General features: G+C 67.9%; 24 protein-coding genes and 1 pseudogene. 9 read left to right on the top strand and 16 right to left on the bottom strand.

Features of this window, described 5'->3' with window-relative positions:
* Positions 1-389: 389 nt before the first annotated feature.
* The 3 genes from recG (at position 390) to mobA (ending at position 3,683) form a co-directional block, all read left to right on the top strand.
* Complete coding sequence (recG, locus tag KHC28_RS02930) at positions 390-2,474, top strand: ATP-dependent DNA helicase RecG (protein WP_214006829.1); 2,085 nt, start codon at positions 390-392, stop codon at positions 2,472-2,474.
* 190 nt (positions 2,475-2,664) lie between these two features.
* The gene (locus tag KHC28_RS02925) at positions 2,665-3,060 is read left to right on the top strand and encodes a YbaN family protein (RefSeq protein WP_246564176.1); all 396 of its coding nucleotides are present in this window, start codon (positions 2,665-2,667) and stop codon (positions 3,058-3,060) included.
* Positions 3,057-3,683, top strand: a complete 627-nt coding sequence (mobA, locus tag KHC28_RS02920; RefSeq protein WP_214006828.1) for a molybdenum cofactor guanylyltransferase MobA — start codon at positions 3,057-3,059, stop codon at positions 3,681-3,683. Before KHC28_RS02925 ends, mobA begins: the two co-directional genes overlap by 4 nt.
* Before the next feature lie 24 nt (positions 3,684-3,707).
* Here the strand turns inward: mobA and mobB are convergent, their stop codons facing one another.
* Positions 3,708-4,229, bottom strand: coding sequence for a molybdopterin-guanine dinucleotide biosynthesis protein B (mobB, locus tag KHC28_RS02915; RefSeq protein WP_214006827.1), 522 nt, complete (start codon positions 4,227-4,229; stop codon positions 3,708-3,710).
* Between the two features lie 87 nt (positions 4,230-4,316).
* Here mobB and KHC28_RS02910 point away from each other — a divergent pair, with 87 nt between their 5' ends.
* Positions 4,317-4,607 (top strand): sulfurtransferase TusA family protein, encoded by a 291-nt coding sequence (locus tag KHC28_RS02910; protein ID WP_214006826.1) that lies wholly within the window; start codon positions 4,317-4,319, stop codon positions 4,605-4,607.
* Positions 4,608-4,610: 3 nt separating this feature from the next.
* On the opposite strand, the gene KHC28_RS02905 is transcribed toward KHC28_RS02910, so the two are convergent.
* Complete coding sequence (locus tag KHC28_RS02905) at positions 4,611-4,904, bottom strand: DUF2218 domain-containing protein (protein WP_214006825.1); 294 nt, start codon at positions 4,902-4,904, stop codon at positions 4,611-4,613.
* Positions 4,905-5,300: 396 nt separating this feature from the next.
* On the opposite strand from KHC28_RS02905, the gene KHC28_RS02900 reads away from it, so the two are divergent.
* Positions 5,301-6,272, top strand: coding sequence for a hypothetical protein (locus KHC28_RS02900; protein WP_214006824.1), 972 nt, complete (start codon positions 5,301-5,303; stop codon positions 6,270-6,272).
* A 136-nt stretch (positions 6,273-6,408) separates the two neighbouring features.
* Here KHC28_RS02900 and KHC28_RS02895 read toward each other — a convergent pair whose 3' ends face one another.
* Positions 6,409-7,338 carry a cyclase family protein gene (locus KHC28_RS02895; protein WP_214006823.1) on the bottom strand — a complete coding sequence of 310 codons (930 nt, stop codon included), beginning with the start codon at positions 7,336-7,338 and terminating at the stop codon, positions 6,409-6,411.
* 181 nt (positions 7,339-7,519) lie between these two features.
* Positions 7,520-8,968, bottom strand: a complete 1,449-nt coding sequence (locus tag KHC28_RS02890; protein ID WP_214006822.1) for a S1C family serine protease — start codon at positions 8,966-8,968, stop codon at positions 7,520-7,522.
* Positions 8,969-9,200: 232 nt separating this feature from the next.
* Between KHC28_RS02890 and KHC28_RS02885 the strand changes: the two genes are divergently transcribed.
* Positions 9,201-9,557, top strand: a complete 357-nt coding sequence (locus KHC28_RS02885; RefSeq protein WP_214006821.1) for a hypothetical protein — start codon at positions 9,201-9,203, stop codon at positions 9,555-9,557.
* Positions 9,558-9,701: 144 nt separating this feature from the next.
* Here the strand turns inward: KHC28_RS02885 and KHC28_RS02880 are convergent, their stop codons facing one another.
* Complete coding sequence (locus tag KHC28_RS02880; RefSeq protein WP_214006820.1) at positions 9,702-11,165, bottom strand: Hint domain-containing protein; 1,464 nt, start codon at positions 11,163-11,165, stop codon at positions 9,702-9,704.
* A gap of 431 nt (positions 11,166-11,596) precedes the next feature.
* Positions 11,597-12,583 (bottom strand): helix-turn-helix transcriptional regulator, encoded by a 987-nt coding sequence (locus KHC28_RS02875; protein WP_214006819.1) that lies wholly within the window; start codon positions 12,581-12,583, stop codon positions 11,597-11,599.
* Positions 12,584-13,120: 537 nt separating this feature from the next.
* On the opposite strand from KHC28_RS02875, the gene KHC28_RS02870 reads away from it, so the two are divergent.
* Entirely contained in the window at positions 13,121-14,230 is a 1,110-nt protein-coding gene (locus KHC28_RS02870; RefSeq protein WP_214006818.1) for an alginate lyase family protein, read from the top strand.
* Positions 14,231-14,291: 61 nt separating this feature from the next.
* Here KHC28_RS02870 and KHC28_RS02865 read toward each other — a convergent pair whose 3' ends face one another.
* Entirely contained in the window at positions 14,292-14,957 is a 666-nt protein-coding gene (locus tag KHC28_RS02865) for a YoaK family protein (protein WP_214006817.1), read from the bottom strand.
* Positions 14,958-15,166: 209 nt separating this feature from the next.
* Between KHC28_RS02865 and KHC28_RS02860 the strand changes: the two genes are divergently transcribed.
* Together KHC28_RS02860 and KHC28_RS02855 are read left to right on the top strand one after the other, a co-directional pair.
* Complete coding sequence (locus KHC28_RS02860) at positions 15,167-15,559, top strand: GFA family protein (RefSeq protein WP_214006816.1); 393 nt, start codon at positions 15,167-15,169, stop codon at positions 15,557-15,559.
* A gap of 151 nt (positions 15,560-15,710) precedes the next feature.
* Positions 15,711-16,004 (top strand): YciI family protein, encoded by a 294-nt coding sequence (locus tag KHC28_RS02855; RefSeq protein WP_214006815.1) that lies wholly within the window; start codon positions 15,711-15,713, stop codon positions 16,002-16,004.
* Between the two features lie 52 nt (positions 16,005-16,056).
* Here the strand turns inward: KHC28_RS02855 and KHC28_RS02850 are convergent, their stop codons facing one another.
* The 9 genes and pseudogenes from KHC28_RS02850 to KHC28_RS02810 form a co-directional block, all read right to left on the bottom strand.
* The gene (locus KHC28_RS02850) at positions 16,057-16,239 is read right to left on the bottom strand and encodes a hypothetical protein (RefSeq protein WP_214006944.1); all 183 of its coding nucleotides are present in this window, start codon (positions 16,237-16,239) and stop codon (positions 16,057-16,059) included.
* A gap of 148 nt (positions 16,240-16,387) precedes the next feature.
* Positions 16,388-17,131 (bottom strand): arsenical resistance protein ArsH, encoded by a 744-nt coding sequence (arsH, locus tag KHC28_RS02845; RefSeq protein ID WP_214006814.1) that lies wholly within the window; start codon positions 17,129-17,131, stop codon positions 16,388-16,390.
* The gene (locus KHC28_RS02840; RefSeq protein ID WP_214006813.1) at positions 17,124-18,377 is read right to left on the bottom strand and encodes an MFS transporter; all 1,254 of its coding nucleotides are present in this window, start codon (positions 18,375-18,377) and stop codon (positions 17,124-17,126) included. The genes arsH and KHC28_RS02840 overlap by 8 nt, the downstream gene beginning before the upstream one ends.
* Positions 18,374-19,426: an ACR3 family arsenite efflux transporter gene (gene arsB / locus KHC28_RS02835; protein ID WP_214006812.1), complete on the bottom strand. Its 1,053-nt coding sequence runs from the start codon at positions 19,424-19,426 to the stop codon at positions 18,374-18,376. The genes KHC28_RS02840 and arsB overlap by 4 nt, the downstream gene beginning before the upstream one ends.
* A 6-nt stretch (positions 19,427-19,432) precedes the next feature.
* Positions 19,433-20,260 (bottom strand): arsenic resistance N-acetyltransferase ArsN2, encoded by an 828-nt coding sequence (arsN2, locus tag KHC28_RS02830; RefSeq protein ID WP_214006811.1) that lies wholly within the window; start codon positions 20,258-20,260, stop codon positions 19,433-19,435.
* Positions 20,261-20,268: 8 nt separating this feature from the next.
* Positions 20,269-20,796 (bottom strand): arsenate reductase ArsC, encoded by a 528-nt coding sequence (locus KHC28_RS02825; RefSeq protein WP_214006810.1) that lies wholly within the window; start codon positions 20,794-20,796, stop codon positions 20,269-20,271.
* Positions 20,789-21,157, bottom strand: a complete 369-nt coding sequence (locus KHC28_RS02820; protein WP_214006809.1) for an ArsR/SmtB family transcription factor — start codon at positions 21,155-21,157, stop codon at positions 20,789-20,791. The genes KHC28_RS02825 and KHC28_RS02820 overlap by 8 nt, the downstream gene beginning before the upstream one ends.
* Positions 21,158-21,166: 9 nt before the next feature.
* Positions 21,167-21,376 carry a hypothetical protein gene (locus tag KHC28_RS02815; RefSeq protein WP_214006808.1) on the bottom strand — a complete coding sequence of 70 codons (210 nt, stop codon included), beginning with the start codon at positions 21,374-21,376 and terminating at the stop codon, positions 21,167-21,169.
* A gap of 321 nt (positions 21,377-21,697) precedes the next feature.
* A pseudogene (locus tag KHC28_RS02810) lies at positions 21,698-22,271 on the bottom strand (IS3 family transposase); the annotation flags it as partial.
* Positions 22,272-22,324: the final 53 nt, after the last annotated feature.

Genomic DNA, 22,324 nt, shown 5'->3' with positions numbered 1-22,324 from the left:
GCCAGAGGGAGAAGCACGGCCGGAGCGTCGCCCGCCAACTCCGATCTTCCGAACGAGCGATGGAACGGGCAAAGGACCGTACGCGTGGTGAGGTCGCGCCGGCCGGCGCATCCCCCTGCAAACGTCCGCCCCCTCGTCCACCGGAGAGCGAACCAATTGAGGGCATTCGTCTCCAGACCGCCCACCTCGGCCGAATGGCGCGAGAGAGCGTCGCCCGCGCGGCGTGGCGCAAGCGCAACCTTTCCGGATGGATCGGGATACCTGCGCTGCCTTGCACGAAAGGGCCACACCGAGACGCCATGCTATTGTCCGGGCCTGTCCACTGGAACGCCTCCACCTCCCGCCCGACACGATTGCACCTGCCCCGCCCTTCCTCCACATTCCGCGCCATGCTTCGCCCCGACGCCCTCAATCCCTACTTCGCCGCCCTCACCGATCTTCCGGGCATCGGGCCGAAGCTCGCCCGCCCGTTCGGCCGGCTGCTCGGCAAGCCGGAGGGCGCGCGGGTGCTCGACCTGCTCCTGCACCTGCCCGCCTCCACCCTCGACCGCCGGGCCCGGCCGACCGTCGCCCAGCTGGTGCCCGGCGAGATCGGCACCGTGCGGGTGCATGTCGACCGCCACGTTCCCACGCCGCCCGGCTCGCGCGCGCCCTACCGCGTCTACACCCATGACGAGACCGGCGAGCTGGCGCTGATCTTCTTCGCCGCCGACCGCCGCCGCATGGAGCACATGCTGCCGGTGGGCGAGGACCGCTGGGTGTCCGGCACCGTTCAGCTCTATGACGGCATCCCGCAGATCGTGCATCCCGACCGCGTGCTGGACGATGAGGGCCTCGCCCGCCTGCCGCCCGTCGAACCGGTCTACCCGCTGGTGGAGGGACTCGGGCAGGGCCATGTCCGCCGCGCCATCGCCGGCGCCCTCCAGAAGACCGGCCCGCTGCCCGACTGGGGCTGCCTTCCCGAAGGGCCGGAGTTCCACGCCGCCCTCGCCCGCATCCACCAGCCGCAGGATCTTGCCGACGCCACGCCCGGCGGCCTCGCCTGGCGCCGCCTCGCCTATGACGAATTGCTCGCCGGCCAGCTTGCCCTCGCGCTGGTGCGCGCGCGTACCGTGCGCAAGACCGGGCGGCCCGTCGTCGGCACGGGTGCTCTCACCGCGAAGATCCTCGGTGCCCTGCCCTTCTCGCTCACCGGCTCGCAGGAAGCCGCGCTCATCGCCATCCGCGCCGACCTCGCCTCGCACAACCGCATGCTGCGCCTGCTGCAGGGCGATGTCGGCTCGGGCAAGACAGTGGTGGCGCTGCTCGCCGCCGCCACCGTCATCGAGGCCGGCCATCAGGCGGCGATCATGGCGCCGACCGAAATCCTCGCCCGCCAGCATCTCAAGACCATCGCGCCGCTCGCCGAGGCCGCCGGCATCCGCGTCGCCGTGCTCACCGGGCGGGAGAAGGGCAAGGCCCGCGACGCCCTGCTCGCCCAGCTGGCCGCCGGCGAGATCGACCTCGTCATCGGCACCCACGCGCTGTTCCAGGAGGGCGTCGGCTTCCGCGACCTCGCCCTCGCGGTGGTCGACGAGCAGCACCGCTTCGGCGTGCACCAGCGGCTGGCGCTCGCCGCCAAAGGCGAGGCGGTGGACGTGCTGGTGATGACCGCCACGCCGATCCCGCGCACGTTGGTGCTGACCTATTTCGGCGACATGGACTCCTCCGAGCTGCGCGAGAAGCCGAAGGGCCGCAAGCCGATCGACACCCGCATGGTAGCGATGGACCGGCTCGACGAGGTGATCGCCCGCCTCGGCCACGCGCTCGAGGAGGGCCGCCGCGTCTACTGGATCTGCCCGCTGGTGGAGGAATCCGAGACCTCCGATCTCGCCGCCGCGCAGGAGCGCTTCGAGGATCTGCGCCAGTATTTCGGCGCCGCCGTTGGGCTCGTCCACGGCAAGATGAAGGGCGCGGAGAAGGACACCGCCATGGGCGCCTTCGCCCGCGGCGAGACCCGCATCCTCGTTGCCACCACCGTGGTCGAGGTCGGCGTCGACGTTCCGGAAGCCAGCATCATCGTCATCGAGCACGCCGAGCGCTTCGGCCTCGCCCAGTTGCACCAGCTGCGCGGTCGCGTCGGGCGCGGAGACGTCGCCTCGATCTGCCTGCTGGTCTATCGCCGCCCGCTCGGCGAGGTGGCGCGCGCCCGGCTGGAGGCGCTGCGCCAGTCCGACGACGGCTTCTATCTCGCCGAGAAAGACCTTGAGCTGCGTGGCGAGGGCGACCTGCTCGGCACCCGCCAGAGCGGCCTGCCCGGCTTCCGCGTCGCCCGGCTGGAAGTGCATGGCGATCTCCTGGAGCGCGCCCGCGCGGAGGCCCGCGCGCTGGTCGCCGAGGATCCCGATCTCGTCGGCGAGCGGGGTCGCGCCCTGCGGCTGCTGCTGCACATTTTCGAGCGCGACGTCGCGGTGAAGCTGCTCGACGCCGGATAAGCCGCTATGCTGCCCTTGCGAACAATCAGCACGGGTCGGCCGGTTCGGGAAAACCGTCCGCCCGCTCGCCATCAACGCCGCGCGTCGACCGATGGGAAGCACGGATCGGCGGGCCAAGGCAGGATGTGGATCCGCCCATGAATCCGCCCATCGATGCGTCCAACAGTGCGCCCATCGGCGTAGCCGCCGCATGAGCGAGAAGAACCGCGCCCTTTCCGCCGCCGCCGCGCCGGTGCGCTGGCTGCTGTTCGTGCTCGCCTGGGTCTGCGTCGGCCTCGGCATTGCCGGCATCGTGCTCCCGGTCCTGCCCGGCACGCCCTTCCTCATCCTCGCCGCCTGGCTGTTCACCCGCTCCTCGCCGCGCTTCGAGCGCTGGCTGCTGGGCCATCCCAAGCTCGGCCCGGCGGTGGTCGCCTGGCGCGCGCGCGGCGTGGTGCCGCGCTGGGCGCAGTTCGTTGCCACCGGCTCGATGGCGGCGAGCTTCGCCATCCTCTCCTTCACCGCCATCCCGACGCTGGTGCTGGCCGGCATCGGCGCGACGATGCTCGCCGTCGCCGCCTATCTGCTGACGAGGCCGGCCGCATGAGCAGCGCCAGCGCGAGCGGCGAGCGCATTCTCGGCGTCATCCTCGCCGGTGGCCTGTCGCGTCGCATGGGCGGCGGGGACAAGGCGCTGCAACTGGTCGCTGGCCGCCGCCTGCTCGACCGGGTGATCGAGCGGCTGGCGCCGCAGGTCGACGCGCTGGTGCTCAACGCCAATGGCGATCCCGCCCGCTTCGGCGTCGACCTGCCGGTGGTGGCCGACCCGCTGCCGGATTTTCCCGGCCCGCTCGCCGGCCTGCTCGCCGGCATGGAACATGCCGCCGCCCATCATCCCTCGGCACGACATGTCCTTACCGTCTCCGCCGATTGCCCGCTGCTGCCGCGCGATCTCGCCGCCCGGCTGCTGGCGGAAAGACACGACGCCCCCGCCGCCATCGCCGCCTCTGGCGGGCGCGACCATCCGGTGATCGGCCTGTGGGACATCGCGCTGGCGCCGCTGCTGCGGCGCATGCTGGTGGACGAGGGCGAGCGCCGCGTGCGCGCCTTCACCGCCCGCGCCCGCGCCGTCACCGTCGACTGGCCGGCCGCGCCCTACGACCCGTTCCTCAACATCAACACGCCGGACGACCTCGCGGCCGCCGAACGCCTCATCGCCCTTGCAGGCTGAAGCCTCGTGACGAGCCCGGCCGCCTCAGCGCGTGCGCCAGTCAACCATGGTCACCGCCGCCGCATGCGCCTCGACGAAATCGGCGATGGCCTCGGTATCGTCGAGGTCGATCACAGGCAGGAGCGCCTCCGGCAGCGGCCGGTCCGAGGCGATGGCGGCGATGAACGGATCGTCGGGATGCAGGAACGGCTTGCCCACCTCGGCGCGGTGGATCTCGATCTTCGGGTGGCGGTCGCGCTTGAAGCCCTCCACCAGCACGAGATCCACCGGCGCCAGATGCGCGATCAGCTCCGGCAGCTCCGGTTCCGGCGCGCCGCGCAGTTCGTGCATCAGCGCCCAGCGCACGGCGGAGGCGACCAGCACCTCGCTCGCCCCCACCACGCGATGGGTGTGCGAATCCTTGCCCGGCGTGTCGATGTCGAACTCGTGATGGGCGTGCTTGATGGTGGAGACCTTCAGCCCGCGCCCGACCAGCACCGGGATCAGCCGCGCGAGCAGCGTGGTCTTGCCCGCCCCGCTCCAGCCGGCGAAACCCATCACGCGCATCACGTCCTCCCTTTCCCGGTCCCGAGACTTGCTTATGTCTTGCCGGGTTCGCGCCCTCGCCTTAAGCGAGGCGCAGGAGATGCCTAGATGCCCGTCGACGCCGATCCCGGCAAGCCCACAGCACCGACGCCGGATGCCGAAACGCCCGGCGCCGACGAATCGACGCGGCTCGACCTCAAGGGTTTGAAATGCCCGCTGCCGGCGCTGCACACAAGGCGGGCGCTGGAACGCGCCGCGCCGGGCGCGCGCTTCGAGGTGGTCTGCACCGATCCGATGGCGGTGATCGACATTCCCCATCTCGTCGGCCAGCTCGGCGACGTGCTGGAAGCGAGCGAGCGGCGCGCGGCCGAGCTCGTCTTCCGCATCCGCAAGGCGTAGGGCTCAGCCCTCGTCGCGCCAGTCGAACGGCAGCGGCGCCTCGCGGAAGGCGAAGCGGTCGAGATGGTTGGCGACGACGCCCTTCATGCGCTCCAGCGTCGGCGCGTCGACTGCCTCCAGCCGCACGGCGAGTGCCGCGTCGTCGGCATGCAGCGTGGCGATGGTGTTCTCCGGCAGCACGATCCGCCCGTCCTCGGGGGTGAAGCTGACCTCGAACTTGTGCGCCCAGTGCTTGCAGAGCTGCTGGAGATAGCGGCTGGCATGGGCGGTGGGCACGGCGGCGGAACTCACAGGCATCGTTCAGGCTCACATGGGGATCGACGGCACCACCTTAGTGCGCCGCCCCCGCCCGATCCACTCGGCTTCCGGCGGATGACGCTGGGGATTCGCGGGTCCGACACGCCACACGACAGCGATTTTCCGCCGGATCGACGTACCGCCTTGCGCCTTCACGGTGCTTACCCATTGGGGGCGCGGCCGGCGGGATGATTCGGCCGCGGGGTGCGACGATGAGCATGACGTCGGAATTGCGGCGCGGCCCCGTCAACCGGCACGCGAAGACGTGATGCGGCTATGTGCCTTATATGGAACCAAAATAAGACATTGGTACAACCTGTGGGACACACGACGCCGGACACGTGTCATTTGCCGATCTCTCATGCTATGCAACAGAAAATAGTAGGGAGCGCCACTATGACAACCTCCTCCACCTCGTCGTCCGCGGGCAGCGACCATCGCGCGATCGAGCGGAAGTTCGTCGACAAGGTCAATGAGCTCCTCGAAGAGCGTGACGGCCCCGTCGTGGTGTTCGGCATCTCGCTGAAGGGCAAGACCACGCCGGAGAAGTGGGCGATCGTCCAGAAGAACCTGGTTGCGACCGTCGCCTGCCTGCGCAAGCAGACCGACCCGAACTACCTCATCGTCGTGGCGGGGCACGACAAGCCCAATCTGGGAAAGTTCGCCGAGCGCGTGTGCTGGCTCGAAGCCGAATGGGAACGGCCGACCGACCCATCCCAGTACAGCAACGACAAGCAGAAGAAGCGCCGGCTTCTGCTGTCGCAGCTGCGCAAGACCAATATCGATAACTTCTATTTCTTTACCCTGGACGCGGACGACTATCTCGACCGCGACATATGCAGCTATATCCGCACGCACAACAACAAGACGGGCTATTATATCGACAAGGGCTACATATACGACGTCTCGAACGGCTCGCTCGGCACCCTGTCGCTGGAGACCGCGCCCTTCTATCGGCTCTGCGGCAGCTGCGCGGCGTTCTGGATGACCCGTGCGGATCTTCCCGAATCCTACATGGACAAGACGACGATCTGGCACAAGCTGCTCGACCACACGCATTTCCCCGAGGCGATGGAGGAGCTCGGCCGGCCGATCGAGCCGCTCCCCTTCTTCGGCGGGCTGTATTTTCTCAATCACGGCGCCAGCAACGTGCAGGAGAAGGGCACCAATGCGAGCAAGTCGGCGCGTGCCCTGCGCTGGCGGATCCGCTCCGCGTCCAAGGTGGCCAACGTCCTGCGCCGCTTCCATGTGCGCCTGCCCGAAGTCCCGGCGCAGGTCGACGGTGCCCCCGCCTCTTCCTCGTCGACCGCCGACGCCGAGTCGGGTGGTGGCGACAGTAGCGGTCAGCCATCGCTGGAATTGTCCTGAACCGACGCCCCATCGCCGGTTGAACGTGATCGCCGGTTGAACCTGCGCCTTCGGACCGCGGCATGCGGCTGACGGGCATGACCCTGCCCGCCGCCGCACACGGCATTAGTTGTCGCGCGCCGAGCCGGACGCCGCCCTACGGCGTCGGCCGGAACACGCCATCGGCGCCGCGCTTCAGGGGAGCCGACTGCGTCGGTAGCGGCGCGCCCGGCGCGTCGAGCACCGAGACGCCCTCTTTCCAGTCCGCCGGCGCGATGGCGATGTAGCGGGCATAGCCGCCCGAGCCGCCGAGCGGCTTGGCGAAGCCGATGGTCACCAGCGCCCCGGCTTCCGGCACCTTGTCTAGATTGGCGACACCCTCGGCCTGGGCGAAGTTGTTGTGCATCAGCCAGTGCTCGCCTTCCAGCGTCGGCGTGGTGTCGGTGTCGAGCGGCTCGTGCCCGTGGAACAGGATCTTGCGCTCGAGGTGCAGGAACTTCAGCGCGGCGAGGCTGACGCCCGGGAACGGCGCCTTGCCGAAGCGCTCCCTGTCCGGCCATTTCTTGTACCAGTCGGAGCGCACGAACACGACCGCCCCTTCCGGGATGCGGCCGTGCGCCTTCTCCCATTCCTCGATATCCGCCACCTGAAGGTGGTAGCCTTCGTCCCTGGCGACCTTGCCGGAAATGTCGATCACCGCCAGCGGGCGGATGGCGAAGCTGGCCGGCAGGTCGGAGATGGTGGCGCCCTTGGGGTTCCAGTGCGAGGGCGGATCGAGCTGAGTGCCGTACTGGTCGGTGGTCAGCTCATAGGCCGAGGCGACGAAGCCGTGCTTGTCATAGGTGAACTCCTCGCCCTCCTTCACATAACCCTCGATGTCCCGGCCGGCCACCGCCGGCTTGAACACCGCATTGCCGAAGCCCGGCCACACCGGCTGCACCGGCTCGAAGGCATGGGTGAGGTCGATATATTTGGCGCTCTTGAGCGACTGCTCGTAGAGCTTCCACAGCGGCGGCTCCTCGGCATGGGCGAAGCCGCCCGCCAGCACCGCCAGCGCGGCGAGTGCCACGGTCTTCCTGCGCATCATGTCCAGCCTCCAGCGCTTCACCTTCGGTAAGAGGGCAAGCCTCCGGCCTTTCGCGGCAGCGCACAAGCCGGTGCGGGGAGACATTCGTTCCGTGTTCGCGCTCGATAACGGAAGCCATTCACCGGTGGCCGGTCCCGCGACAGGCGGCGACAGGCGGCGGCCGGCGGCGGCCACGCGCGGCCTATCGCTCGCAGATGATCTGCGCGGTGAATTTCGCCCCGGTCTCGGCGATGTCCTCGGCCTTCATCTCGCTCGCCTCGCCGCGCACATTCACCGGCACGCCGGCGGCGCGCAGGAAAGCCAGCGCCGCGCCGTTGCCCAGTGCGAAGTTCACGTTCTGCGGCACCGTGCCGGCGACCTTGATCACGCTGAGGTCGCTCAGTTTCGCCGTCGCCACCCCGACGACCCTGCCGGTATTGTCGAGCAGCGGCCCGCCGGAATTGCCGGGCTGCGTCGGCGCGGTGAACTGGAGATAGCGGGTATCGCCGTCGATCCCCGAAAGGCTGCTCACCATGCCGGCGGTGACGTTGAGCGCGCTGTTGAGATAATTCGACAGCGGATAGCCCAGCATCATCACCGACGACCCCAGCCGGACCGGCTCCTCGCGGAAAGCGGCGACCGCCTTGGGCGTCGCGCCAACGACCCGGATCACCGCGAGATCGTTCGCGCCGTCCTTCTGCACCAGCTGCGCCGGCCCATAGGGACGGACGGTGAGGCTGCGGCAGTCGCCGGCGACATGCGCGTTGGTCAGCATCAGCCCGTCGCCGCTGACGAAGAAGCCGCTGCCGGAGGCGATCTTATCCCCGCGCTTGGCATCGGTGTCCGGCGCCGCGCCGGCGGCCGGCGGGGTGGCGGCCACGGAGGTGCCGGCATCCAGCGAGGCGTCCCAGATGGAGGCCGACAATTTGCTGCCGTCCGAAACGAACGAATCCATGGGGATCTTGCCGCCCCGCTTCAACGCGGCGTTGACGGCGGCGGCCTCGCCGGCGGCGACCGGCCCCAGCACGACCGCGTAGCGCCCATTGCTGGCGCGGGCGACGAACACCCGCGGGAAATCGGGCCGGAAGGCCCGCCCCACCGGTATGGCGGCGTCGATGTCCTCGCGGCTCGCCAGCACGAGAAAGGCGAGCGGCCCCGCCGGCCGGCCCGCGCCCTCGCCCTCGCCCTCGCCCTCGCCGCCGGCGAGGCGGTAGAGCGTGGCGACGCGCCCTTCCAGGCGCTTGGCGACCGCCTCGTTAAGCCCCTCGACATAGGGCCCGAGCAGGAAGGCCCTGCCGGTCCCCGGTCCGTAGAGCCGCTCATGCGCGACGCCCATGGCGACGAGTTGCGAGCCGCAACGCGAAATCGCATCGGGGATCAGGTTCGGGACCTGCCGGGCGAACACCGCGTCGACGAACCGGTAATCGTCGCCGACCTCGCGCGCGATGCAATCGCTGGCTGCGCGGGCGAAGGGTACGAACGCCGCGCGCTTCTGCTTCTCGCTCATGGCGGGAAGCGCCGCCGGACGGCCGCCGGACATGCCGCCGAAACGGTCGAGACGCTCGCGATAGGCGTCGCCCTCCTTGGCGTGCGCCGAAGCGGTCACGCCCAGCAACGACAGCACCGCGATCAGCAAGAAACGCAGCGTCATGGCAGCCCCCCGGGAATACCTTCAGCCTAGGGGTGCACCGCCTTCCCCACAAGCACTTCGGCGCCGTCCCGCTCCGCGCGCCGTCAAGGCGACCGCGAGCCGCCCCGGGACACGCGCGCGGCGCTTTCGCACCTGCCCTGTCATCTACCGCACCGCACCACGAGAACTTCGGGAATTTCGATGGATATTATCCGAGAACAATGATTACCTAGAGTAAACAGGGGGGTATGCCATGCGTATCATCGGCATCTGCTTTCTCGCCGTGCTTTTAGCGGGTTGCACGACCTCGGACCAGAACGTCTCCTCCAGTCCACAATCAGTGGCCATGAGCCCGGTGACGGTTCAGATGTCGCCGACCTACAAGGTTCCGGCGAAAGCCCAGTCTCTGGGGCGGTTCACCGGCCTCTCCTGCCAGAAGACGGCCCTGGACTCGCAGCCGACGGAACAGGACGCGCTGCAATCCCTCGGCCTGCTTGCCGGCCAGCAAGGCGCCAACATCGTCGCCAACGTCTCGGTCGACCACGCCGCTACCATCGCCAATTGCCGAACGAGCATCACCGCGACCGGCACCGCCTACCGCGTGCCCTAGCGGCCGGCGGCAGATGGCGGGCGGCAAACGGCGCCCCGCCTCGCGCATCCTTTTCCGGCGTCGGCCTCCGCCCTCTGACCGACAGGCAAGACGGGCGGGGCCGCGTGACGTGCACGCATGGCCCCGCCCGCTTCACTGGCCTGCTCAGGCGACGCGGGCGACCGGCTTGGCCTCGCTCTTCTGCCAGTAGCGCAGCGAGCCGCTGTCGACCGTGAGGGTCAGCGTCACCGGACCGCTCAGCCCGGCGAACAGCGACGCCGGCAGTTCGGCCTGCTTCGAGGTCCAGCGCCGCTCGCCGCCCTGGTGGGCGTGCGGAGCATGGAAGCCGGACAGCTCCGCCGCGTCGAGCGCGACCATGCGCACCGTGTGGGCGTCGCGCAGCTCGATGCCGGTGACGCCGACGCCGACCACGTCCAGGCTGCGGGTCGCGTTGTCGAGGCCGTCGCGCAGCGTCACGGCGCGGGAGAGCAGCCGCACGCCCTCGGCGGGCACCGCCGGCAGGGTGAACCGGAAACGCCCATCGGCGATTTCCGGACGGATTTCCACGCCGTCGCACAGGGCACGCAGCCGGCTGTCGGCCTGGCGCGTGAAGCCGGTCAGGCTCTCGGCCTTGGCGAACAGGCGGCGACGCAGCTTGTTCAGCCGCGGGCCGTTGCGCAGCACCTCGAAGCCGCACTCGGCGCGGGCCTGCCGGACCTGCTCGCGGCGCTCCTCCTGGAAGCTCGGGCGAAGCTGGGTGACGGTGCGGTTCTCGCCCTCGAACATGGCGCGGTTGCCGGTGTCGAGATACGATTCCGTCGGCGCGCCCTCGGCGAGGATGACGTCGAAGCGGTCGAGCTCGACGTGGAAATACTGGATCGTCTCCATCGCGAAGTCCTGCACGATGGTCTTGCCGTTCACCAGCAGCACCGCCGGCACCAGCGCGCCGTCGAGATACATGTGGTGCTGGGGCGACACCACCAGCTCGCGCACCGGCAGGCCGTTGCCGAGCGCGCCCTTGCGGATGCGGATCGGCATCGCCTCCACCCGCTTGTCCTCGGGAATGGTGCGGGCGCGCAGCGTGCGGCGGCCGAGCCACTTCACCGCGACGGCGCGGCCGTCATGGGTCAGCACGAGATCGCCGGCCTTGAGATTCTCGACCGCGACCTCGCCGTCCGGCGTGGCGATCCGGGTGCCGATGAGGAAGCAGGCATAGCCCACCGTGCCGGTCGAGGCATCGAAGATGAAGTCGTCGGGATTGACGTTGCCCGAAACGGTCACCGAGGAGAGGACCTGCGTGTACCACACGCTCTGCACGTTCACCGCCTGAATGGTGATGGTGCCGTCGCCATTGTCGATGGTGCGGAATTCCGTGATGTTGCTGTCGCTGAACTTCAGCACGTCACCGGCATTGAAGCCCTCGATCTTGAGGTTGGTCACGCCGCCGGGCAGCTTGACCGTGCCGTCGCCGTCACCGGTGAAGACGATGGTCTGGCCGCTGATGCCGCCACCGCCGGACTGCTGGGCCGAGAAATCCAACGTAGAGGAACCGTCGACCTCGAAGGTCAAATTGGAGCCGTTGGTCCAACCGGTATTCGTAAAAGTGCCACCATCCGTGACCTTGATCACAGAATTCGTGCCGGCATCAAGGAAGTTCGTCGCGATGCTCGCTCCGTCGGCAACCAATGTCGAGCCGGTTCCGAGAAAGATATTTCCATACGTCGAGTTCGTCTCGACGGTCGTCGTGGCGCCACTTGCTACGCTTAGGTCGGCCATTTCCTCACCTATCTGTCTGGGACTCATCAACCTCCCTGTTTTAGGAACCGAGGATGCGGGCCGCCGTCCGGATAGCGAAGAAACACATACAAAATGCTCAGAGAATGATTTTAAATTGAAATTATTTCCGCTGGATTAACGCCGCAAGCGCCGATGGCGCCAGGCCGGACGGCCTTCCGGTCACGAGGCCGTCATCTGTGGTCGGGACGTCCGGCCCGCGAGCACGGGCCATCGCCGGACGGGGCCGGCCACGCAAAGTCTCGCCGTCCCGGACGAGACCGCCGCTACGGCGCCGGCGGTGCCACCTGGTGCGGCGAATAGCCGAACAGCGCGCGGAACTCGGCGGCGAAGCGGCCGAGATTGCTGAAATGCAGTGCCAGCGCCGCGTCCGTCACGTTGCGATACTGGCCGGAGCGCAGACGCGCCTCCGCCATCTCCAGGCGCAGCCGCTTCGCCATCGCCATCGGCGTGGTGGCGAGATGGCTGCGGAAGGCCAGTTGCAGCTGGCGCGGGCTGCAGCCGGCGGCGGCGGCGATGGCCTCCAGCGTCAGCGGCTGCTCCAGATTGGCGTGGAGATAGTCGAGCGCCCGGCGCAGATGCAGCGGCTGCCCGCCCTCGCCCGCCCGCTGCAGCTGGCCGCTCAGCGAATGCGGCACGTGCAGCAGCAGCAGGCTGGTCATGACGTCCTGATATTGCCGCACCAGCAGGTCGCGCACGAGCGAGGACGTGGCGTCCGGCAGCGAGGAGACATCCTCCAGCGCCCGCTGCGCCATATGGCGCAGGCCAAATCCCGGATGATGGTCGGAGAGCAGCCGCGGATCGAAGCTTGGCTCCTGCGCCGCCAGATGGAAATGCCGGCCGAGCACATCGACGACAAGGTCCGCCGGAAAGCTCAGGAACAGCGTGGCCGAGCCGAAGCCGCGCCAGACGAGGCTGCCCGGCCGGTAGGGCGTGACCAGCATTTCGTTTTCGACCATCAGCAGGCGCCGGCCGTCGGGCGGCTCCAGCATCAGCCCCTTGGAGAGGGTGAAGCCGACCACCGCCAGCGCGGGCGGCACGAGGCCCGGCTGGTGATCGGTACGCGACCAGCCATTATAGCCGCGCTCGGTCTCGACGAGGCGGACCGCACCGACCTGCTGCACCAGCCGGCTCATGCTCACGGGATGCCCCTCGACCGGCTCGATGTGCCGGACTTCCCAGGGGAACATCTCCGCGAGGGCGTTCCGCACCGGCTTGAGGCCGGTGATCTTCTCCGCATCGGCTGCGGTCATGCCCACTCTCCGTCGCGCGGCACCGCCGCGAGATCATTGCCCGGCTGCCGCCGCCCATCCGACCGCCGGGAGGCACTCCCCCGGACAGCCGATCGCTCGGCACGCGACGCAGGCGCGGACGGTGCCGTATCGGCACCCATCCCTCTTTTCGGAACGTTCGATGGATGAGAGGACGGCAGGGGACGTTCCACGCCCTGCCGTTGACCAGCCTTGAAGACATCCCGCCTGGCCGTCAATTTACCGGCCACCTCCGGCCCGGCCTCGCGACGCGAATGCGGTCGGCTTTCGACAGAGACGCCAATTTCCGACAGGAAGCTCCCCCGCAGGCCCGCTTTCTGCGCCGGTGGTAACGGAATGGCAACGGCCATGCCGCACCACCTGACCGATTCCCGACCACAAACCGGTGATCGCCGAAGCTTCACCCCGACATTTGCGGCATGCCCGAAAGTTCTACGGCGCCGCCCGTCGATTTTCCTTCGCCTCCGTTAGCCTTGCGAGCAAGCTACCAGCGGATTGACCTGCGATCGGACGTGTATCGTGCTCACCCTCACCACGGCCTTGATCGGCATCAAGCTCGCGCTTGTTGCCGCCGCCGACGAAGCGCTGACACGCGGTCCCTATTCGGTGCTCGACAAGACGACCCTGCCGCCGAGCGGCAACGCGCACGACTATTTCCATCCCGCCCCGTATTTCTGGCCGAATCCCGCGACGCCCAACGGCCTGCCCTATGTCATGCGCGACGGTGTGCGCATACCGGGAACCGTGATGTATGAGCCGGAAAGCGAGCGCTACGATCGTACCCGCCTGCAGCGCGTCTTCGACGACACGCGCGTTCTGTGCCTCGCCTGGCGGGAGACCGGCGAGCGTCGTTATCTCGATCACGCACGGGCGATACTCGTGCGCTTCTTCATCGAGCCGGACACCCGTATGACCCGGCATCTGAAATACGCCCAGGTGCGCATGGGGCATAACAAGAATATGGGCTCGCCGACCGGGCTCATCGAGACGAAGGATCTGTACTTCTATCTCAAGGCGGTGCTGGTTCTCACCCGGAGCGGCGTGCTGTCCTCCCGCGAGATCCACGAATTCCGCGCCTGGCTGACCTCCTACCTGAACTGGCTGCTCAAATCGAAGCAGGGCGTTGCCGAATGCCGGGCGCGCAACAACCACGGCATCTATTACGACCTTCAGGTGGCGGCCATCGCCGCCGTGAGCGGCAATGCCATCGCGCTGCGGGCCGCGCTGTCGCGCGCGGTGGAACGCATACCGCAGCATTTCGCTATCGACGGATCGCAGCCGCACGAGCTGCTGCGCGAGACGTCGCAGCATTATTGCTGCTTCAACCTGCAGGGCTGGATCCACGTCGCCGAGATCGGCAAGAGGTACGGGCTGGACCTCTGGCGCTACCGGGCGCCGAACGGCGCCAGTCTCGCCGGCGCGGTGCGATGGCTGATGGAGCTTTCCGGGAAGGACTGGTCGTATCGGCAGATCGATGCCTTCGACCGGGCCCGCTACCTGCCGATCTGGTTTGCCGCCGTCGAGAACGGTATCGAACTCGCCCCTATCGCCAGCCAGGCCGAGAAGCGCGCCGCGAAGGCGGTGTTCCATCCGCATGACGGCATCAAGCCGTTCTGGCAGATGCCGTAGCGCCGCCCGATCACGAGACTGCCGGCCGGCTCCCGGCGGAACCGGACGGCGCCGGCGGCACCTATCCCCGCGTGTCCGCCCACGCCACCGCCACGATCGCCAGCAGCGGCGGCACCAGGAACGCCCACATGCCGACGCCGATGAACAGGCCGGCGGCGCCGAGGCAGCCGAGCGCGAAGGCCACCACGGAGGGAACCATGCGCCCGATGCGCGCCTTCGCCTCCGCCGCGACCGGGGCGCGCTGCAGCAGGACCGCGACATCCAGCATGATCTGCGTCGTCGTCATGGTCATCACCGTGGTCGGCGGCGCGCTGGCGAGATGCAGGCGGTGCGTCGCGTTCTGCATGGCCATGGCGCTCACCAGCACCATTCCGGTGACGAGGGCCGGCATGGCGTCACCGTCCGGGAACGGACCGAAATGGATGGCGAGCGCGGCGGCCACCGCCAGCAGCACGGCCTTCGCCGCCAGCAGCAGCCGGAAGGCCGGCAGAGCGCGCCTGTCGAGCGCCCCGGCCAGCAATTGCGTCAGCACGACCACCACGCAGAACACCGGCAGCGCCAGCAGCTTGGCCACGGCTCCCGAGGCGCCGTGCGCCAGCGAGGCGCCGAACGTCACGAAGTTGCCGGTGACATGCGTGGTGAACAGGCCGTGCAGCGAGAGGAAGCCCGCCGTATCGACATAGCCGCCGTTCATGCTCAGCAGGAGGGGTGTCCGTCTCGTGTCCATATACCCAGCCTATCGCGTACCCAGCCTATGGCCTGCCCGGCCCATCGCGCATCCAGCCTATCACCCGCCGGCCGCCGCGAAACGCCTCCGGCGGCCGTCCGACCTGCGCCGAATTCCCCCGGCCCGCGATCCTCGCACCGGCGGCCGGTCGCGACGACACCGCCATTCGTTGTACACAGGGCCTTGCGCGGCATCCCGGAGGGTACGGCATGGACAAGTTCACCGGCGGCTGCCTGTGCGGCGCGGTCAGGATCGTGGCCTCGGGTCGCCCCTACCGGGTCGGCCTGTGCCATTGCCTCGATTGCCGAAAGCATCACGGCGCGCTCTTCCACGCCTCCGCGATCTTCCCGCAAGAGGCGGTGACGATCGAGGGAGAGACCCGCGACTATGCCGGACGGTTCTTCTGTCCGCGCTGCGGCTCCTCGGTGTTCGGGCGCACCGCGGATGAAGTCGAGGTGAATCTCGGGGCGCTGGACGCTCCCGACCAGTTCACTCCGACCTACGAGCTCTGGACCGTCCGTCGCGAATCCTGGCTGCCGCCGTTTCCGCTCGCGCGGCGCTACGAGCGCGACCGTGAGACCGAAGGCCGTTTCGAAGAGTGAGCCGCGCCGCACGGCCGGTAGTGCCGCGCGTCGGCGAGGAATGCCCCGGTCCGGCCGCCGGAGAATGCCCAGTTCCGGTCGCCGAAGCCGGCGCCGTTGAGGCGGCGGGGCTTGCCGCTATAGTCGCCTCCCCAATGATCGGAGTCGCCTCATGCAATTCGCCCTGACCGCCCACGACCGCCCCGGTGCCCTGCCCCTGCGCCTGGAGGTACGCCCCGCGCATCTCGACTATCTGCGCTCGATCGCCGCCAGCCTCGTCTTCGCCGGCCCGGTGCTGGACGCCGAGGGCAAGCCCTGCGGCTCGATCATCGTCTATGAGGCGGCTGACAAGGCGGCGGCGGAAAAGCTGGTGAACGACGATCCCTACAGCCAGGCCGGGCTGTTCGAGCGGGTCGAGCTGAAGGGCTTCCGGCTGGTCGTGAAGGACGGCGCCGTCGCGGCGTGAGCCCTCGCCGGCGCGCGCGGGCGAGGAATATCCCCGCCCACGCGCGCCGGCTTCAGGCATGGGGGCTTCCGGCGGTTCGGGCGACGGGATGGCGCGGCAGGCCGGCGGCGATCCAGAAGCCGGCCGCGAGCAGCAGCGGATACAGGTGGAAGGTGAAAGCGGAAAACGTCGCGCTGTAGGTGGTGAAGGCGACGGCGAGTGCCCAGAAGACCGGCTGTCGCAGGACCCATCGCACGACGGAACTGGGTGTCCATGAGGTGCCGGAGGATCCCACCTCGTCGCCCGGATGCCGGTCCCGTGCCGGTTCGCGAATGAGATCCGTCTGACGGACGTTGTTCGACGACCGAATCACAGCCGAACGCAGGCGACGCTGGGCTGGAATGTCACTCGCCTGAAGCGATCCCGACGGCTCCACTACGTGCCGCTATAAGGGCTTGCTCCTTGAGTGATTTGTCCCGCCGCTCGCTATACCGGCTGGTGAAGTAGTCTGTCCTGTCCCGCAGCAGCAGGGTGAACTTCACCAACTCCTCCATGACATCCACCACCCGCTCATAATAGGGCGATGGCTTCATGCGCCCGGCCTCGTCAAACTCCTGAAACGCCTTCGCGACTGACGACTGGTTGGGGATGGTCACCATCCGCATCCATCGTCCGAGCACTCTCAGCGCGTTCACGGCATTGAAGGATTGAGAGCCGCCGGAGACCTGCATCACCGCCAAGGTACGGCCCTGCGTCGGGCGGATGCCGCCATATTCGAGAGGAAGCCAATCGATCTGGCTTTTGAAGACCCCGGTGATGGTGCCGTGTCGCTCCGGGCTGCACCACACCTGCCCCTCGGACCAGAGCGACAGCGACCGAAGCTCCTGCACCTTGGGATGATCGGGCGGAACGTGATCCGGCATGGGCAGGCCGCGCGGATCGAATATCCGCGTCTCGGCACCCATGCGGGTCAGCAGGCGAGCTGCCTCCTCAACCAATAGCCGGCTGTAGGAGCGTTCCCGCAGCGACCCGTAGAGCAACAGAATGCGCGGCGGATGTTGGCTCGGCTCCCGCCCCGCGAGCTTGCCAAGGTCGGGCACGTCGAGATGATCAATGTCGAGAGCGGGAAAGTCATCTGCTTCAGGCATGGGGGCTTCCGGCGGTTCGGGCAATGGGATGGCGCGACAGGCCGGCGGCGATCCAGAAACCGGCCGCGAGCAGCAGCGTTCCGACGATGAGGGCGTACAGAACGGCCTCATAGGAGCCGCTCGCGGTCCACAGGAACGCCGCCCCCAGCGGCGCGACGGCCCGGCTGATCGATGCCGGCGCCGCCAACGCGCCGTTGACCGAGCCATAGGCCTGCCGCGTCAGCATCTCGGGAACGGCAAGCCCGCGCACGATGGTCATGATGCCATTGGCTCCGCCATAGAGCACGGCCATGGCGGCGATGACGGTGAAGCTCGGCGGCAGTTCCAGCGCCATCAGCGCGACCGGAAACACCAGCACGACGCCACAGCCGATGATCCGAACCGAGGCTTTCGGCGCCAGTATCCAGATGGCCAGCCGTCCGGCCACCTGCGCGGGGCCGATGACGGCCATCGCCGCGACCACGGCCGAACTGTCGAAACCGCGCTCCATCAGCAGCGGATACAGGTGGAAGGTGAAGGCTGAGAAGGTGGCGGCATAGGCGGTGAAGGCGACGGCGAGTGCCCAGAAGACCGGCTGTCGCAAGACCCATCGCACGACGGAACTGGGTGTCCAAGAAGCGTCGGAGGATCCCGCCTCCTCGCCCGGATGCCGGTCCCGTGCCGGCCGGATCACCGCGCCATAAAGGCCGGCGCACAGGATGAGGTTGATCGCGCCCAGCACCAGCAGCGTGTCGCGCCAGCCGATCCGGTCGAGGAGCAGCTGAACCAGCGGAATGAAGACCGTGGAGGCGAAGCCGCCCCAGAGCGTCAATGCCGTTATCCCCGTGCGGGCATTGGCGGCCCCGGCCCGGCGCGCCACCACCGCGAAGGCGGGCTCGTAGAGCGTGGCCGCCTGAAGCGCCCCGATGCCGGCAACACAGACATAGAAGGCCGGCAGGCTCGACATTTGCGACCATGCCAGCAGGAGCAGGCCCGCCAGCATGGACCCGGCCGTCATCACGAGGCGCCCTTGGCCCCGGTCGATGGCCGTCCCGACCGGATAGGCCGCCAGCCCCGCCAGCGCCAGCCCGAGCGTCGCCGCTCCGTAGAGCTCCGTCTTCGACCATCCGAGGTCATGGCGCATCGCCTCCGCGATCAGCGGGAAGCTGTAGTAGAGCGAGCCCCATGAGCAGATCTGCCCGATGCCCAGTCCGGTGATGAACAGGCTGGTGGGGCGCGGCGCGGCCATCTCGTCAGATGCGGTCATTGGTTGCGGGTGACCCGGGAGGCGTGCGGACCTTCGCCCTCATACCAGCCCTTGGAGCGGTTCACGATCCAGACGACGGTGAGCATCACCGGCACCTCGATGAGCACACCGACCACGGTGGCGAGCGCCGCTCCCGATTGGAAGCCGAACAGGCTGATGGCGGCGGCGACCGCCAGCTCGAAGAAATTGGACGCCCCGATCAGCGCCGAGGGACCCGCCACGCAATGCTGCTCGCCCGAGAGGCGGTTCAGCACATAGGCGAGGCCGGCATTGAAGTAGACCTGTATGAGGATCGGGACCGCCAGCAGGGCAATCACCATCGGCTGGGCGATGATCTGCTCGCCCTGAAAGCCGAACAGCAGCACGAGGGTCGCGAGGAGCGCCACCAGCGACAGCGGCTGGAGCCGCGCCAGCAGCCGGGTGAGCGCCTGTTCTCCACCACGCAGCACCCGCCTCCGCACCATCTGGGCGATGATCACCGGCACGGCGATATAGAGCACGACCGACAGCACCAGCGTGTCCCATGGCACCGTGATGGCGGAGAGCCCCAGCAGGAAGCCGACGATCGGCGCGAAGGCGAACACCATGATGGCGTCGTTGAGCGCCACCTGGCTCAGGGTGAAATGCGGCTCGCCCTTCGTCAGGTTGGACCACACGAACACCATGGCGGTGCAGGGCGCGGCGGCGAGGATGATCAACCCGGCGATATAGCTGTCGATCTGGTCGGCCGGCAGGTAGGGACGGAACAGCCAGCCGACGAACAGCCAGCCCAGCGCCGCCATGGAAAACGGCTTCACCGCCCAGTTGATGAACAGCGTGACACCGATGCCCCGCCAGTGCTGGCGAACTTCCGACAGGGCCGCGAAGTCGATCCTGAGCAGCATCGGGATGATCATCAGCCAGATGAGCACCGCCACCGGCAGGTTGACCCTGGCGATTTCCGCCGCGCCTACCGCGTGAAAGAAGCCCGGCAGCAGGTGCCCCAGCGCGACACCGACCACGATGCACAGGGCCACCCAGAGGGTGAGATAGCGTTCGAACGTGGACATGGCGTCTCAGAGCGCGATGCGGCGGGTGAGCAGCGGGGCGGAGGCCGGGCATAGGGATGCGGCTTGCGGCGTGGCGGCGATCGCGGCCGGCGCCGCGGCCCGCGCCGCCGCCTTGAAGCCGATCCTCTCGAAGAACGGCAAGGCGGAGGTCGTCAGCAGCCATGCCTGCCGGGCGCCGGCCTCGAAGGCCCGGCTCATCAGCAGCAGGGCGATGTTGCGCCCGATGCCCCGGCCTCGTGCCTCCTCCTTCACAAGGATGGAGCGCAGCAGCACGTCATCGCCGTGCACCTCGAAGCCGCCGTAGCCGACCAACGTGCCGCCGAGCGTGCGGAAGCTGAAGAAACGTCCCGCGCTTTCCCGGAGGTCGTCGGTCGGCAACCCGGCATCACGCAGCGCCTTGGCCAGGCGCGGATCGGTCGACGCCACCTGCTCGTCACGCAGGAAGGGCGAGCCATCGTCCTTGTCGAGGTCGGTGGTCGGCGCCACGGGCAACAGGTCGAGCACTGTCTCGGAGGGGCGGCACAGCTTCACCCCGAGCGGCGACACCACCAAAGGCCGGTTGATGAGGATAGGGTGGGCGGCGACCGCCTCCAGCAACACCGCGTCGGACAGCCCGGCATTGCCCAGACCCAACTCCTGGAAGGGTGTTCCGCGCTCGCGCAGGAGGTCCCTGAGCGGCCATCCGGCCCGCTGCGCCAGCTGCGTCAGCAGGGCGCCGGTCGGCGGGGTCTTCAGATATTCGATGACATGCGGCTCGATGCCGGCATGCCGAATGAGCGCCAGCGTGTTGCGCGACGTGCCGCAATCGGGGTTGTGGTAGACGACGACGTCCATAGCTCGCCTCATGCCACGCTGGGGCGGCGTGCGGTCGACCCCTGCAACTGACCGATCTCGATCAGCTTGGCGCTAAGCGTCATACGGTCGAGGCTTGCGATGGGCAGCGCCGCAAAGACGGAAATCCGGTTCTTGAGATAACGGAAGGCGGCGACGAAGGCGGCTTCCTTCTGGATATCCATCCCTTCCACCGCAGCGGGGTCTTCAATGCCCCAATGCGCTGTCATGGGCTGCCCCGGCCAAACCGGACAGGCTTCCCCGGCGGCGTTGTCGCAGACGGTGAACACGAAATCCATGGTGGGCGCTCCGGACGTGGCGAACTCTTCCCAGCTCTTCGACCGAAAGCCCTCCGAAGGATAATCGTAGGCCCGCAACACCCTCAAAGCGAAGGGATTGACGGTGCCTTTGGGCTGGCTACCAGCGGAAAATGCTCGGAAACGACCAACTCCGTCCTTCGTGAGAATGCTTTCAGCCAGTACCGAACGCGCCGAATTACCCGTGCAGAGGAAGAGGACGTTGTAAATGCGTTCAGTCATCGGCGGCCTCCTTGGCAGCGAATGTCTTTGAGCAGCAGGGCGACAATTCGGAGACAAGGGGCTCGCACACTTCGGGGCGGCCACGACAGCAGTCCTTGACGAGGAAGCCTGCAATCGCCCGCACCGCGTCGAGGTTCGCTCGGTAGATGATCGTCCGGCTTTGACGCTCGGCGCCGATCAACCCCGCCCGCGTCAGCACCGCGAGGTGCGTGGACATGGTGTTGTGCGGGACCGCCAGCCGCCGGGCGACTTCCCCGGCCGGCAGCCCATGAGGCTCGTGTTCGATCAACAGCCGGAACACGTCCAGCCGCGTCGACTGTGCGAGCGCCGCGAAGGCGAGGATGGCTTGCTCTGATTCCATATGTCCACGCTAATCGACATATGGACGAAAATCAAGATGCCCGCTCGCCTCGTCCCGCGCCCGCAAGCCAGACGCCGATGGTGGCGACCCGCTCGAAAAGCCGAGGAGAAGGAATGCCGCCGCGCCGCCGACGACCGGCAAGCCCAACAGCGCCGCCATCGGCGCTGGAAGCGCGAACAGCGGAAATACGGTGATCTCGTTTCCCAGGACCCACGCCATGGCTCGCCCTCGCCGCCCGCACTCCTACGGCGCCATATTGGGACCGCATTATCCCGATAGGTAAGCCACCGTCGCCTGAAGCGACCCTGCCCCGGCGACAGCCTGCGGGCTCATTCACTCAAATCGACGCACAAGCGTCAGCCGCCCCTGTTCATCGGTGCGGCACCAAGGACCCATGCATATCCAGACTTCCAACCGACCCACTATCGCCTCTCTGTCCATCCCCGCAGTGAACGTTGTTCGCTCCAGCCCTGACTGGAAACCCGAACCCTGCGGACTGACGCGCGAACAGATCCGCGCCATCATCATCGAACAAATCGGCTAGCCGATCAGTGGCCTGCTGCCGGTTCTGCGGACACGAGGTTGAGCTGATTTAGCTCGTTCCTCGAACTCGACCCGGCTGAGAGTGCCCAGCTTCGAGTGCCTGCGCCGACCGTCGTAGAGTGCTCGATATAGTCGAGCACATCGGCCCCGGCATCGTCCCTCGCCCTATGGACCTTGCGAGTTGTCCACTCGGCCTTGAGCAACGAGAAAAAGCCTTCCATCGGCGCCTTGCCCCAGACATTGCCGGCCCGGCTCATCGAACAGGTGATGCCGTGGTCGGCCATCGGGCGTTGAAACTCCCCGTCTGTGTATTGGCTGCCCCCGTCAGGGTGGTGCAGCCGGCTGTCCGGCTTGCCTCCGCGCCGGATCGCCATGATGAGGGCATCAGCGACGAGCGGTGCCGTCATCTCCGTCTTCATCGCCCAGCCGACGACACGCCGTGAGAACGGGTCGATGACGGCGGCAACGTACAGCCAGCCCTCGATGGCCAAATGCAGGTGAAGTCCGCCACCCATCTCCGGTTTGGGGGCGAGGCCTCGCAAGCGCGGGCGAGCAGATCGTCCGACGCGGCCGGCCCTTGAGAGCGGCCCGCTCATCTCAGGGATGATCAGACCCTCACCAACA

It is taken from the genome of Ancylobacter sonchi (assembly GCF_018390695.1).
Taxonomy (GTDB): Bacteria; Pseudomonadota; Alphaproteobacteria; order Rhizobiales; family Xanthobacteraceae; genus Ancylobacter; species Ancylobacter sonchi.
This window is presented reverse-complemented; position numbering and strand designations above follow the sequence as displayed.